This is a genomic window from Xanthobacter pseudotagetidis, assembly GCF_043194795.2.
In the GTDB taxonomy this organism is placed as follows: Bacteria; Pseudomonadota; Alphaproteobacteria; order Rhizobiales; family Xanthobacteraceae; genus Xanthobacter; species Xanthobacter tagetidis_A.
Genome location: NZ_CM195534.1, coordinates 4165135 through 4178861 on the forward strand (window position 1 = coordinate 4165135; position 13727 = coordinate 4178861).

13 protein-coding genes are annotated in these 13727 nt (G+C 69.2%); 9 read left to right on the plus strand and 4 right to left on the minus strand.

Annotation, left to right across the window (positions count from 1 at the left end; genetic code table 11):
* Positions 1-33 precede the first annotated feature (33 nt).
* From V5F67_RS19105 to V5F67_RS19125, 5 genes are all read left to right on the plus strand, one after another.
* Entirely contained in the window at positions 34-642 is a 609-nt protein-coding gene (locus V5F67_RS19105) for a cupin domain-containing protein (RefSeq protein WP_394021864.1), read from the plus strand.
* A 45-nt stretch (positions 643-687) separates the two neighbouring features.
* Positions 688-1635, plus strand: a complete 948-nt coding sequence (locus V5F67_RS19110; RefSeq protein WP_394021863.1) for an ABC transporter permease — start codon at positions 688-690, stop codon at positions 1633-1635.
* Entirely contained in the window at positions 1632-2489 is an 858-nt protein-coding gene (locus V5F67_RS19115; protein WP_394021862.1) for an ABC transporter permease, read from the plus strand. Before V5F67_RS19110 ends, V5F67_RS19115 begins: the two co-directional genes overlap by 4 nt.
* Positions 2486-3493, plus strand: a complete 1008-nt coding sequence (locus V5F67_RS19120) for an ABC transporter ATP-binding protein (RefSeq protein ID WP_394021861.1) — start codon at positions 2486-2488, stop codon at positions 3491-3493. The genes V5F67_RS19115 and V5F67_RS19120 overlap by 4 nt, the downstream gene beginning before the upstream one ends.
* Before the next feature lie 62 nt (positions 3494-3555).
* Complete coding sequence (locus V5F67_RS19125) at positions 3556-4551, plus strand: ABC transporter ATP-binding protein (protein ID WP_394021883.1); 996 nt, start codon at positions 3556-3558, stop codon at positions 4549-4551.
* 102 nt (positions 4552-4653) lie between these two features.
* On the opposite strand, the gene V5F67_RS19130 is transcribed toward V5F67_RS19125, so the two are convergent.
* Together V5F67_RS19130 and V5F67_RS19135 are read right to left on the minus strand one after the other, a co-directional pair.
* The gene (locus tag V5F67_RS19130) at positions 4654-5289 is read right to left on the minus strand and encodes a 2-hydroxychromene-2-carboxylate isomerase (protein ID WP_394021860.1); all 636 of its coding nucleotides are present in this window, start codon (positions 5287-5289) and stop codon (positions 4654-4656) included.
* A gap of 45 nt (positions 5290-5334) precedes the next feature.
* Entirely contained in the window at positions 5335-6615 is a 1281-nt protein-coding gene (locus V5F67_RS19135) for a CaiB/BaiF CoA transferase family protein (RefSeq protein WP_394021859.1), read from the minus strand.
* A 155-nt stretch (positions 6616-6770) separates the two neighbouring features.
* On the opposite strand from V5F67_RS19135, the gene V5F67_RS19140 reads away from it, so the two are divergent.
* Positions 6771-7691: a LysR substrate-binding domain-containing protein gene (locus tag V5F67_RS19140; RefSeq protein ID WP_394021858.1), complete on the plus strand. Its 921-nt coding sequence runs from the start codon at positions 6771-6773 to the stop codon at positions 7689-7691.
* A 5-nt stretch (positions 7692-7696) separates the two neighbouring features.
* On the opposite strand, the gene V5F67_RS19145 is transcribed toward V5F67_RS19140, so the two are convergent.
* The gene (locus V5F67_RS19145; RefSeq protein ID WP_394021857.1) at positions 7697-8974 is read right to left on the minus strand and encodes a CaiB/BaiF CoA transferase family protein; all 1278 of its coding nucleotides are present in this window, start codon (positions 8972-8974) and stop codon (positions 7697-7699) included.
* Between the two features lie 221 nt (positions 8975-9195).
* On the opposite strand from V5F67_RS19145, the gene V5F67_RS19150 reads away from it, so the two are divergent.
* The gene (locus V5F67_RS19150) at positions 9196-9939 is read left to right on the plus strand and encodes a glutathione S-transferase N-terminal domain-containing protein (RefSeq protein ID WP_394021856.1); all 744 of its coding nucleotides are present in this window, start codon (positions 9196-9198) and stop codon (positions 9937-9939) included.
* Between the two features lie 82 nt (positions 9940-10021).
* Complete coding sequence (locus V5F67_RS19155) at positions 10022-11002, plus strand: tripartite tricarboxylate transporter substrate-binding protein (RefSeq protein ID WP_394021855.1); 981 nt, start codon at positions 10022-10024, stop codon at positions 11000-11002.
* A 256-nt stretch (positions 11003-11258) separates the two neighbouring features.
* Here the strand turns inward: V5F67_RS19155 and V5F67_RS19160 are convergent, their stop codons facing one another.
* Positions 11259-12356 carry a choloylglycine hydrolase family protein gene (locus tag V5F67_RS19160; protein WP_394021854.1) on the minus strand — a complete coding sequence of 366 codons (1098 nt, stop codon included), beginning with the start codon at positions 12354-12356 and terminating at the stop codon, positions 11259-11261.
* 344 nt (positions 12357-12700) lie between these two features.
* On the opposite strand from V5F67_RS19160, the gene V5F67_RS19165 reads away from it, so the two are divergent.
* Positions 12701-13681: a Bug family tripartite tricarboxylate transporter substrate binding protein gene (locus tag V5F67_RS19165; protein ID WP_394021853.1), complete on the plus strand. Its 981-nt coding sequence runs from the start codon at positions 12701-12703 to the stop codon at positions 13679-13681.
* Positions 13682-13727 lie beyond the last annotated feature (46 nt).

The window sequence follows — 13727 nt, forward strand, 5'->3', positions numbered from 1 at the left end:
AATTGACAGGATCGGGGGAGTGGAAGCCGACCCATGAGAACGCAGGAACAGCCGGTCAAGGCCTCGGAACGGGACGAGGGGATCGGTGCCCGCATCAAGCTCCTGCGTGCCGAGCGCGGACTGTCCCTGAACGAGCTTGCGCGGGCGGCCGAGATCTCGCCCGGCACGCTCAGCCAGATCGAGCGGGACAGGGCGAGCCCGTCGATGCGGACGCTGACCAAGGTGCGCCAGGCCCTCGGGCTCGGAATCGGCGCGTTCTTCGGCGCCGAGGAGACCGAGGCGGAAGCAACGCCGGCATTCGTGCGGCGGGCCGGCGATCGGGCGATCCGCAACCTCGGCTCCAGCCGCATGGTCAAGGAGCTCATCACCCCGAGCGGCAACACCAAGCTGTCGATCTTCGCGCTGGCGATCCCGCCCGGCGGGGGAACCGGGGAGGAGACCTACCGCTATCCGGGGGTGAAGGCGGGCGTGGTGGTCGAGGGGGAAGTGACGCTGGAGGTCTCCGGCGTCGTCGCGCGGCTGCAGGCGGGCGACGGATTCTGCTTCGATGCCAACGAAGAGCATCGCCTGCGCAATATTTCCGGCGCGCCGGCACGGGTGCTGTGGGTGACCGCTCCGGCAGGAACCGGCGATCCGATCTGACGCCGCCCTCCGCGCGCCGTTCCCGTCCTGGAAGGGACGGCTGAGATGCTGCTGCGCTACGCGATCCGGCGGCTGCTCGGGGCCATTCCCACCCTGTTCCTCGCCAGCATGCTGGTGTTCCTGATCTCGCACCTGGCGCCCGGCGACCCGGCGAGCCAGATTCTTGGCAGCTACGCGACCCCGGCTGAGCTCGACAAGGCGCGGGAGGAGATGGGGCTGAATGAGCCCCTGCCGGTGCAGTACCAGCGCTGGCTCGTGCGCGCGGCTACCGGCGACCTCGGAAAATCGATCAACTGGAACCTCCCGGTCACCCAGATGATCAGCGAGCGCCTGCCGCGCACCGCGGGCCTGGCGGTACTGGCGCTGTCGATCTCGATCCTGCTGGGGGTGCCGCTCGGGATCATCGCGGGCGTGCGCCAGAACCGTCTGAGCGACCGCGTGGCGATGGTGGTCAGCCTGCTCGGGCTGTCGGTCCCGGACTTCGTCGTCGGCCTGCTCCTGGTGATCCTCTTCACCGTCCAGCTCGGGCTCCTGCCGTCCCTCGGCTATGTCAGCTTCTCCACCTCCCCCTACCAATGGGCGCTGCACATGATCATGCCCGCGTTCGCGCTGGGCTATCTCATGACCGCGGTGACCGCCCGCATGACCCGGGCCTCGATCATCGAGAATCTCGGGCAGGAGTTCGTCCTTTCGGCGCGCGCCAAGGGGCTGAGCGAGCAGCGGGTGGTCGGCGTCCACGTGCTCAAGGCGGCGATGATCCCGGTCATCACCGTCATCGGGATCAATCTCGGCGCGGTGTTCCGCGGCGCCGTTGTGATCGAGGCGATATTCGCCATTCCCGGCATCGGCGGACTGATGATGAGCGCCATTTCGGCGCGGGACTATCCGGTCATCCAGGGCTGCCTGCTGGTCTCGGTGACGATCTACATCTTCGTCAATCTCGCCGTCGATCTCGTCTACGCCGTTCTTGATCCCAGGATCCGCTACAAATGACGACCGCTCGCTCCTCTGCCCTCGCGGCCGCGGGCCGCAATGAGCTGGTGGTCGCCGGCGCGGTGATGCTCGGCGTCGTCGTCCTGATCGCGCTCCTGGCGCCGGTGCTGCCGTTCGGCGACCCGTTCACCATCAATCCGCTCGCCCGCAACGCGCCGATGTCCTGGCAGCACCCCTTCGGCGCCGACAAGCTCGGCCGCGACCTGTTCGCGCGCTTCGCCTACGGCGCGCGCCTGTCGCTGTCGATCTGCACCATGGTCGCCCTCGCCTGCCTGATCGTCGGGACGGCCCTGGGCCTCCTGGCGGGCTACTATCGCGGCTGGGTGGACATCGTCATCAGCCGGGTCGCCGATACGCTGATGGCTTTCCCGTCCATTCTCCTGGCGCTCGGCATCGTCGCCGCCTTCGGCGCGTCGATGACCAATGTCGTCGTCACCCTCTCGGTGGTGTACATGCCCCGCGTGCTGCGGGTCGCCCGGGCTCCGGCGCTCGCGGAATCGCGCCGCGACTATGTCGAGGCGGCGCGCGCGTGCGGCGTTTCCGATCTGCGGATCCTGGTCCGCCATGTGCTGCCCAACATCCTCGCGCCGGTGATGGTGCAGGCCACCGTCGTCTTCGCCTACGCGATGGTGGCCGAAGCCACGCTGGGCTTCCTCGGCGTCGGGGTGCCGCCGCCCGCGCCGAGCTGGGGCAACCTGCTGTCCGAAGCACGCGCGACGCTGATGACCGCGCCCAGCCAGACGATCTTCCCGGCTGTCGGGCTGGCCTTTGCGGTGCTCGGCGTCAACCTGCTGGGTGACGGGCTTCGCGACCTGCTCGACCCGCTCATGCGGCGGCAGGGAGATCCGGCATGACCCGGCCGCTTCTCGCAATCGAGAATCTCGCGGTTCATTTCGGCACCGGCGCGGGCAGCGTGAGGGCGGTCGACGGCGTGAGCCTGACGCTGGATCGGGGCGAGATCCTGGCGGTCGTCGGCGAGTCAGGGTCGGGCAAGAGCGTCCTGTCGCGCTCGATCCTGCGTCTCGTGCGCGAGCCGCCGGGACGCCTCGTCGGCGGCCACATCCGGTTCGAGGGACGCGACATCGCCGCCATGAGCCCGAGCGAGCTGCGGGCGCTGCGCGGCGACCAGATCTCCATGATCTTCCAGGAGCCGATGGCGAGCCTCAATCCAGTCTTCACCATCGGCTTCCAGATCGCGGAGGCGCTCCGCATCCACCGCGGCCTGTCCCGGCGCGCGGCTCGCGACGAGGCGATCAAGCTGCTGGAGCAGGTCGGTATGGCCGATGCCGCGCGGCGGTACGATGCCTATCCCAACCAGATTTCCGGCGGCATGTGCCAGCGGGCGATGATCGCCCAGGCGCTGGCCTGCCGGCCCCGCCTGCTGATCGCCGACGAGCCGACCACGGCGCTCGACGTCACCATCCAGGCCCAGATCCTGGCGCTTCTGCGCCGGCTGCGCGACGAGACCCACATGGCGATCATCCTGGTGACGCACAATCTCGGCGTGGTGGCCGAGATGGCCGACCGGGTGGCGGTGATGTATGCGGGCCGGCTCGCGGAGGTCGCCGACGCGCAGACCTTCTTCGCGGGGCCGCTGCATCCCTATTCGCGGGGGCTCATGGCCTCGGTGCCGCGCATCGGCGACCGGGTCGAGACGCTCAGCGCCATTCCGGGTGGAATCCCGCGCGGCGGCGCGTCGGCCGTCGGCTGCACCTTCCGCGACCGCTGCCCGCAGGCCATGGAGATCTGCGGGCAGACCCCGCCCGAGTTCGTCCAGGGCAGCAGCCGCGTGGCCTGCTGGCTCCATGCCGGCCTGAGCGCGCCGGTGGCGGCACCAGAGCTGGGGGCGGCGACGTGACCGGGATTGCCGATGCGGCGACGCACGAACCGACGGAGGCGGCCGTGAGCCAGGACACGGGCATGCAGACGCTCCGTCCGGCGCGCTCGGGAGCGCCGCTGCTGAGCGTCGAGGGGCTGTCCAAGCGCTTCGATCTCGACGACGCCGTCCTGCCCTGGGCCAAGGGGCGCAGCGTGCAGGCGGTGGACAACATCTCGTTCGAGATCGCCCCGGGGGAGACGCTGGGCCTGGTCGGGGAATCGGGCTGCGGCAAGTCCACGCTGGGACGCCTGGTGCTGCGCCTCATCGAGCCGGACGCGGGGCTGGTCGCCCTCGATGGCGAGCTCGTGACGGGGGCCTCGAAGCGCCGGCTGAAGGCGCTGCGGCGGCACATGCAGATCGTGTTCCAGAACCCGTTCGGCTCGCTCAATGCGCGCATGAGCGTCGGCGAGGCGATCGCCGAGCCGCTGCTGGCCTTCGGAGTGGGCACCCGCGAGGACCGCGGCGAAGCGGCACGGCGCCTGCTCGCCCTGGTCGGGCTGGACCCCGCCCATGCCGGCCGCTACCCACACGAATTCTCCGGCGGCCAGCGCCAGCGCATCGCCATCGCCCGCGCCATCGCCCTGGAGCCGGCCCTGGTCGTGTGCGACGAGGCGGTGTCGGCCCTCGACGTGTCGGTGCAGGCGCAGATTCTCAACCTGCTGAAGGACCTCAAGGCGCGCCTGGGGATGGCCTACCTGTTCATCTCGCACGATCTGGCGGTGGTCCGCCACGTGTCCGACCGGGTCGCGGTGATGTATCTCGGCTCGATCGTCGAGATCGCCGATGCGGACCGGCTGTTCGCCGCGCCGAAGCATCCCTATACGGCGGCGCTGCTGGCTTCCGTGCCGGCGGAGACGCCGTCGGACCGTAAGCAGGCCGCGCCGCTCGAGGGCCAGGTTCCGAGCCCGATCGACCTGCCGCCGGGCTGCCGCTTCGCCGGGCGCTGTCCCCGCGCGATGCCGCACTGCCACGAAGACCGGCCCGCGCTGCGGTCCATCGCACCGGACCACAAGGTTGCGTGCCACCTCTATGCCTGAGGCACGGTGGAGGGCGCCCGTCTTCGTGCCGGCCACGCCGACTTAACAGCGGCCACAGCGCCCCGTTCGCTCTCGCAGGCGATAGGGCGCGTGACCATCTCCTCAGGTTGCAGCGGCGGCCTGCGAGCGGCGCACCCGCGGCGGGCTAGGCGAGGTCAGCTCGTCGTCGATGAACTCCATCCGATCCTTGCCCCAGAACATCTCATCGCCGACGAAGAACATCGGCACCCCGAACGCGCCGCGGGCGATGCCGCCGTCGGTCTCGGCGATCAGCTGGTCGCGGATCTCCTCGCTCTCCACCAGCGCCGCGAACGCCGCCGTGTCGACGCCGAGCTCCGCGGCGATGGGCAGAAGCCCGTCAAGCTCGCCCACGGAGGCGTCGTTGCGCTCCCAATAGGCGGCGAAGATCTTCTCCATGAACGCCCATTCCTTGTCGAAGCGCCGCATGGCGAGCGCGCCGCGCAAGGCCGGGCTGGTCTTCATGGGGAACTTGGTCGGCATGGAGAAGGGCAGATCGTACTTCTTCGCCCAGCGCATCAGGTCGGCCTTGCGGGCGCGCAGCTTCGCCTTCGGCTCCTCCATCAGCACGTAGTTCTCTTTCCGGAAAACGTAGCCGAGATTGAAGGGGTGCGGCACAACCTTGGCGCCGTGCCTGGCGGCGATCGGCTTGATGAGATGGAGCGCGAAATAGCTGTTCGTGCTGCCGAGATCCCAATAGAAATCAATCACCTTGCCCATGGGCATCCTCCTGTTGTCAGTGGGTTCCGGGGCGGGCGCGCCGGGCTAGATCACGCCTGCCTGCGACAGCCGCGCCAGTTCCTCGGGGGGCAGGCCGAGGATGTCGGCGAACACCTCGCTGTTGTGGAAGCGCGGCAGCGGCGCCTGCTCGGTGTAGCTGGTCTCCGCCTGCGAGAACTTCACCGGGAAGGCCGGCGCCACCGCCCCGCCCGCCTGCGGGGCGAGCGGATTGACGAGCGGCTCCAGCATCCGCCGGGCGATCATGTGCGGCCAGGACGCCACCTCGTCGATGCGGCGGATCGGCCCGCAGGGAATCTCGCGCGCGTCAAGCGCCGCAACCGCCTCGGCGGTGTCGCGGGCCTCGGTCCAGGCACGCACCATGGCGTCCACCCTATCGTTGTTGGCGATGCGCCAGCCCCGGCTCATATGGTCCGGGCACTGCAGCAAGTCGTCCCGGCCCATCACGGCGAGCAATGCGCGCCAGTCCTCCTCGGTGCCGGCACCGATCGCCACCATGCCGTCGCGTGTCGGATAGGTGTTGAACGGGGAGAACCGGGTGATGCGGTTGCCCTGCCGAAGCGGCAGGCCGAGCGTGCCGTAGCAGTCGAACGGCTCGTCGAACATCAGCGAGACCAGGCAGTCGGTCATCGACACGTCGATGAACTGGCCGGCGCCCGTACGTTCGCGCTGATAGAGCGCCCCAAGCACGGAGGCGAAGGCGAAAGTGCCGGCGATGCCATCGGAGAGCGGCGAGCCGGTCTTGCTCGGCGCGCCGTCCGGTGCGCCGGTGATGCTCATGAACCCGCTCGCCGCCTGCACCATCAGGTCGAATGCCTTGCGGTGGCGCTCCGGCCCGGTGGAGCCGTAGCCGGTGATGGCGCAATGGATGATGCGCGGGTTGCGCGCCTTCAGCGTCTCGTAGGTGATGCCGAGCCGCTCGGTGACGCCGACGCGGAAGTTCTCCACCACCACGTCCGCCTTCTCCACCAGCCGCAGGAACAGCTCGCGCCCCTCCTTCGACTTCAGATCGAGGCTCGCCGACTTCTTGCCGCGCGAGCGCTTGAGATAGGCGATGCCCACGTCCTCCGGCGCGGCGCGCTTGAAGGACACGCCGGCGGTGCCGAGATAGGGCGGGGCGTCGAAGGTAGGGTCGCCCTTGGCCGGGTCATCGATGCGGATCACCTCGGCGCCGAGCGCGGCAAGGAACAGCGTCGTCTGCGGTCCCGACAGGAAGCGCGAGAGATCGAGCACCCGCACGCCCGAAAGGATGCGGCCCTGCGCCGCCTGCGGGGTGGTATCGTCTTGGTCCGGCGATGGCTTCAGCATGGAGGAGAGGCCGCGTTCGATGGGGAGCCCCGAACCTCTCGTCTGCGTGTCCGGGTGTCCAATATCCGGCGCGTCCCGTTTGATATGCCGGGCGACTTCAAAGGGTAGCTGAGGCGGCTACGAACCGCGGCGCGGACCTGCTAGATGTCTCGTGCATGAGCATCGAGCTTCGCCACCTCCGCTATTTCGTCGCTGTCGCGGAGGACCTGCATTTCGGGCGCGCCGCCGAACGCCTCGGCATTTCGCAGCCGCCCTTGAGCCAGCAAATCCTCGCCCTCGAGCGCATCCTCGGCGCGCGCCTGCTCGAGCGCACCAACCGCCGCGTCGCGCTCACCGATGCGGGGAAGCTGTTCCTCGCCGAGGCGAAGGTGGTGCTGGCGCGCGTGGACCAGGCCGCCGCCATGGCGGAGCGGGTGCACCGGGGCGAGGCCGGCGAGCTGCGCGTCGGCTTCTTCGGCTCGGCGCCCTTCGTCACCGACTTCCAGCGCCTCATCTACACCTTCCGCAACGCCCATCCGGACGTGCATCTGGACCTGAAGGAACTGCCGACCTTCCAGCAGGTGGACGCGCTGCTGGAGGGCCGCCTCGATGTCGGCTTCGTGCGTCCTCTGGAGCCGACGCCGCAGGCTCTGGCACTCACCGAGCTGTGCCGGGAGCCGCTGATGGCGGTGATGCGCTCGGACCATCCGCTCGCCCGCAAGCGAGGCGCGCTGCCCATGTCGGCGCTGGCCGGGGAGCCGTTCGTGCTCTACGCCCGCGGCATCGGCACCGGGCTCTACCAGCAGGTGATCGATCTGTGCCGCAATGGCGGCTTCGCTCCCCACGTGCGGCAGGAGGCAAGCGCGACGCCGACCATGATGGGCCTCGTCGCCGCCGGCCTCGGCGTGTCGATCCTCCCAGCATCGCTGGAGCGGCTGAAGTTCGACGGCGTGACGTTCCGCCCGCTGGCGGACGAGGGCGCGGTGACGGGCGTGTGTCTGGCACGGCGCTACGACGACCGCTCGGCGCTGGTGCGCGCCATCTTCAACGCCGCCGAGCGGCTGAAGCGCAACAGCGACAAGGATGCGAGCGGCTGAGGGACCTACCCCGCCTCTCGCGAGGCCTCGTCGAGGGTCGCGTCGCGCACCAGGACCTGCTCGGCATAGAGCCGCGCGATCTCGGCGCCGGTGAGGCCGAACGCCTTCAGGACCTCCTCGTTATGCTCGCCCAGCCGGCCGGCCTTCGGGCCGTCGTCCGCGGACCAGGCGGAGAAGCGCATGGGCATGCCGGGCACGTCGAAGCTGCCGATCGCCGGGTCGTGGACGCGCCGAACCGTGCCGCGCGCCTTCAGATGGGGCTGCGCCACCACCTCGCTGAGGGTGAGCACCGGAGCGGCCGGCACGCGCTCCTTCTCCAGCGCGGCGAGACACTCCTCGCGGGTGCCCACGCCGGCGAGCCAGTCTTCGAGGATGTCCTTCAGCGCATCGTTGTTCGCCTTGCGCAGGCTGGCGGAGGCAAAGCGCTCGTCCTTGAGCAGTTCCGGCCGACCCATGGCCGCGACCAGTTGCGGCCACTGGTGGGCGAGGGACATCAGCGTGATGTAGCGGCCGTCGCCGCAGCGGAAGATGCCGGTGGGGCCGCCGTCCGGATGCTGCGAGCCGGTGCGCTTCGGCTCATAGGCGCCGCCGCGCAGCGCGATGCGCGGCACGCTCGCCTCGTGCATGTGGAAGTAGGTGTCGACCAGCGTCGCCTCCACGTGCTGGCCCTCGCCGGTGCGCTCGCGGTGGAGCAGCGCCGCCACCACAGAGAGCGCCGCCGAGACCCCGGTAGAGACGTCGCCGATCGCCATGGTGATCATGGCCGGGCTGCCGTCCGGATCGCCCACCAGGCCGGTGATGCCCGCATAGGCCTGGCCCATATAGTCGTAGCCCGGCTTGTCGGCGAGCGGCCCGCTCTGGCCCGCGAGCGAAATCGAGCACATGACGATGCGCGGATTGATCGCCTTCAGGTCCTCGTAGGACAGCCCCGCGCGCGCCATCACGCCGGGGGCGAAGTTCTCCACCACCACGTCCGCCTGGGCGATCATCGTGCGCAGCAGCGCGCGCCCCTCAGGGTGCTTGAAGTCGAGCGCGATGCAGCGCTTGGAGTGGTTGTGCTGGAAGAAATAGGTGGAGTGGGGCGCCGCTCCCTTGGCCGCTCCCCTGGCTGCGGCCTGCGCCTTGAGACCCTGCGCCCGCGCCCGGTCGCCGAACGGGGCGAGCTCTACCTTCACCACGTCGGCGCCCATCTCCGCGAGCAGCCGCGTGCAGGTCGGACCGGCGACGAACTGCGTGATGTCGATCACCTTGTAGCCGGTAAGCATGGGCGGGCGCTGATCCATTCCTCGGCTCCTGATGGGCTGTCCCGGGACGAGCGGTTGCCCCGCTTATGAAAGCCGTCGGCCGGGCAGGTCCAATATCCGCGAGGTCTGCTTCAAGTCGCGCCAAGACCTGATGGGCTTCGGGGCGCCGCTCCAAGTCGCAACGCCTATCGAACCGAACCTCGAACGTCTTGGACGCCGTGGTGTCCCCTTTCTAGCGTCTCGTGGACGGGAGACTTGTCGTGCTCGACCTCTATTTCTGGACCACGCCCAACGGTTACAAGGTCACCATCCAGCTCGAGGAGCTGGGGTGGGACTACAATGTCGTGCCGGTCCATATCGGCAAGGGCGAGCAGTTCGCGCCGGACTTTCTGAAGATCAGCCCGAACAACAAGATCCCGGCTCTCGTCGACCGGGACGGACCTGGCGGGGCGCCCTACGCGCTGTTCGAGTCGGGCGCGATCATGATGTATCTGGCGGAGAAGAGCGGCTTCCGCTTCATGCCGCAGGAACTGCGGGCCCGCTACGACGTGATCCAGTGGCTAATGTTCCAGATGGCGGGCGTCGGCCCGATGCTGGGGCAGGCGCACCACTTCCGCCGCTATGCGCCGGAAACCATCCCCTATGCCGTGGAGCGCTACACCTCGGAGGCGGCGCGCATCTACCGCGTGCTGGACCGCAGGCTCGGCGAGGTGGAGTACCTCGCCGGTGATTATTCTCTCGCCGACATGGCGGTCTATCCCTGGCTGCGCGCCCACGACTGGCAGGGGCAGGCGCTGGAGGACTTCCCCAACGTCCTGCGCTGGTATGGCGCCGTGCGCGCGCGCCCGGCGGTGCAGCGCGGCCTCGCGGTGCTGAAGGAGCGCCACGAGCGCAACAAGGCGAAGCCCGAGGGGGCGGCCTGGGATGCGCTTTTCGGCAAGACCCAATTCTCGGATGACACCCGTCGCGCCAACGACGGCCAGGATGCAGCGGCCACCCGCTGAACCGGACAAGGGGGCGGCTCCTGCCAGCCGGCCCTGCATGACAGACGGCAGATAAAGTCGGGCTCGGCCCGGGGAGGAAGAGATGAAGAGGTTTCTGCTCGGGGCGGCCGCCGCCTCGGCCGCCGTGCTCACGCTTGCCACCGGCGCCAGCGCGCAGACGTTTCCCGACCGCGCCATCACCATGGTGGTGCCCTACGCCGCAGGGGGACCGACGGACACCGTCGCCCGGCTCGTCGCCGACGCCATGAGCCGCAATCTCGGCGGCAGGATCGTGGTGGAGAATATCTCCGGCGCGGGCGGCACGCTGGGCGCCGGGCGCGTGGCGAAGGCCGATCCCAACGGCTACACGCTGCTGCTCAATCATATCGGCCAGGCGACCGCGCCCACCCTCTATCCGAACGCGCCATATGATTCCCAGGCTGCCTTCGAGCCCATCGGCCTGATCGCGGACGTGCCCATGACCATGGTCTCGCGCCCCGATCTGCCGCCGAAGACGCTCGCCGAGCTGATCGATTACGCGCGCAAGAACAAGGACAAGATCACCTATGCCAATGCCGGCCCCGGCACTGCCTCGCATCTGTGCGGCATGCTGTTCATGAACCTCACCGGCCTCGACGTGACCACGGTGCCCTACAAGGGCACCGGGCCGGCCATGATCGACCTCATCGGCGGCCAGGTGGACTTCATGTGCGACCAGACCACCAACACCACGAGCTACATCCGCGCCGACAAGGTGAAGGTCTACGCCACCACCACCGCCACCCGCCTGCCCACGCTGCCGCAGGTGCCGAGCGCGGCGGAGTCCGGCGTGCCCGACCTCAGCCTGTCCATCTGGCATGGCCTCTATGCGCCCAAGGGCACCCCCGCTCCGGTGGTGGAGAAGCTGCAGAAGTCGCTGCTCGCGGCCCTTGAGGACCCGCAGGTCAAGGAGCGCTTCAAGGAACTGGGGGCCCTGGTGGTGCCGCCCGGCGAGGTGACGCCGGCGGCGCTGAAGGCGAAGCTCGCCGCCGAGATCACGCGTTGGCACACGGTGCTGGGGTCGGACCGATCCGCGCGCAACTGATGGTCCGGGCGCCTCTCTCGCCAACTGCCCCTGCGTGATCTCAGGGCTTCCTGTCTGACGAGAGAGCGCTTCAAGCCCCGCTTTCGCCCCCGGCACGGGCACCCAGGCCGACCATCCTGCGGCATCGGATGCCGCGCCCGTCGGAAGCGGTGCATGCTTCAAGCGCGCCGGCGCGGGTCCCGACCAAGACCGGAACACCGGACAGCTCGCCGGACCAGCCGGCCCGGCGCGCCGTTCGGCGGCGCGTTACGGCAGCTCAGTTCCTCAGCGCCGAGGTTCCGTCGATGGCGGTCGGATACGGCAAGTCGTTCACCAGCTTCGCGCTCGGCGCGGTCTGCGCGAAGATCGGGGCGAGATCGATCGTCAGGTAGGTGAGCCGATGGGCATAGTCGGTGATCGTCAGCGTGTTGTTGGTCAGGTCCTTGATCGCCACCCACTGGGTGTAGTCGGAGATGAGCTGGCCGTCCGCCTTGCTCTGCGCGATGCCGATCGGGATGTCGACCGTGTTGAGGATGTGACCGATCGCCTGCCGCGCCTCGGCCCCGGTCTTGGGCGGGGTGATGAAGTGGCGCAGGAAGGCCGCGCGCACGAAGCGCGCCGGCGGAGAATAGTCGCCGGGCATGCCGAGCAGGCCGCCGCCCTGGCCGATGGCCGTCACGTTCGCCGTGCCCACGTTCCGCTCTGACACGCCGACCGTGGACAGGTTCAGATAGTTGCGCAGGTTGGTCAGATGCCAGTCGTAGGTCGGCGCGTTGGTCAGCACGTGGGCGACATTGTCGTGGATGCGCAGTTCGCCGCCCACATATTCCACCACGATGCCGGCCCCGGTGCGGTCGGTGAACACCATGTGGATGGTCGGCGGCGTCGGACCGCTCGGCAGCGAGGGGTCCGCCCACACCTTGATGCCCGGCAGCGCCGCGCGCACCTCGGCGACGCTCGCGTGCATCCCGAGCGCCCAGGCGCCGAAGCCGAGGATGGAGACGTAGCTTTTGTCCGCCTTGGTCACCGTCTGGTACTCGGTGAATCCGGGCAGGAAATTCCCGCTCATGCCGAGGCCGGCGGCGTTCTGGCCTTCCAGGATCGCGCCGCCGGGAATGATCTCAGCGCTGATGCCCACCACCGCCTGCTTCGTCGCGACCTTCACCGGTGGCAAGCCGAGGTCGGCCGGCGCCGTCAGGGGCAGCTCGGTCCCCTTCGGCAGGCTCTTGAGCGTCCACTTCATGTCGAACGCCCACTCCATGGTGCGTCCGGCGATGACGGTCCTGTCGGCGGCGACGATGTCGACCGCGGTGCAGGCAAGCGCCTGCTGAAGCGAAGCCAGGACCATCAGTCCCGCCATGGTGACACGCAGCATGCAATCCTCCCCAGGTGACGCGCCATTGCGCCAGCGCTTCGATTAAGAGGCCGGTACCCGTCCCGCTGGAACGCGCAGCTTTCGCTTTGGCCTGATTGTTAGCACCTAGCGGCGCCACCGGCTACGACGGGCCATCCCTTCGGCGGGCATCGGCGAAAGGCCGCCATCGCCGATATAGCCGCAGGTTCTCCATTACAATTTCTCATGTCCCGCCGGCCGCAAAGGTCGTTTGAAGCGGCTCCGGGACGCGCGCACAGTCGGCGCACGCAGAGCCGGCCGCAGCGCGGCCTGCCGCGACAACCGAGGGCCACGACACGAGCCCGCGAAGAAGCATCGGAGGAAACATGATCCGCTCCTGGCTCGCGAAGTCCGCGGCCGCCCTGGCGACGGCGACGCTGCTCATCGGCTCCGCCGCGCACGCGGAGGACGCCTACCCCACCCGGCCGATCCGTCTCATCGTGCCGCTCTCCCCCGGCGGCGTCACCGACATGGTGGCGCGCCTCATCGCCCAGTCCATGACCCGCGACTGGGGCCAGCAGGTGGTGGTGGACAATGTCGTCGGCGCCGGCGGCACCCTCGGCGCGGAAGCGGCGGCGCGCGCGCCGGCGGACGGGTACACGCTCCTCATGGGGACCGTGAGCTCGAACGCCATCAACGCCTCGCTCTACAAGAACCTGCGCTACGACAACATCCGCGATTTCGAGCCGATCTCGCTGGTGGCCATCGGCCCCAACATGCTGGTGGTCAACCCCAGCGTGCCGGCCACCACGGTCGCCGAGCTGATCGCGCTGCTGCGCGCCAACCCGAACCAGTACAGCTATGGCTCGACCGGGGTGGGAACCTCGGTCCACCTCCTGGCCGAGCGCTTCAAGACCGTGACCGGCACCTCGATGACCCACGTGCCCTACAAGGGCAGCGGGCCGATGACCGTGGACCTCACCGCCGGGCACGTCCAGCTGAGCTTCGACAACATGCCGACCGCGCTGGCGCAGGTGAAGGCCGGCAAGCTGCGCGCGCTGGCCGTGACCAGCCCGGAGCGCTGGCCGACCCTTCCCGACGTGCCGACGATGGCCGAGACCATTCCCGGCTTCGTCGGCATCTCCTGGCAGGGCCTGTTCGCGCCGAAGGGCGTGCCGGAGCCGATCCTGGACAAGCTCTCCGCCGAGGTACGCAAGATCCTGGCGGAGCCGGCGATCAAGGAGCGCTTCCTCGAACTTGGGACCCAGGCCGCCGGAAACGCGCGCGCGGAGTTCGCCGCCTTCGTCAAGACCGAGACCAGCCGCTGGGCGGAAATGGTCAAGATCTCCGGGGCGAGCGTGAACTGAGGCGGCAGACCGACGCCACAGAGGCGCGCCAGGCGGCCTTCATCGC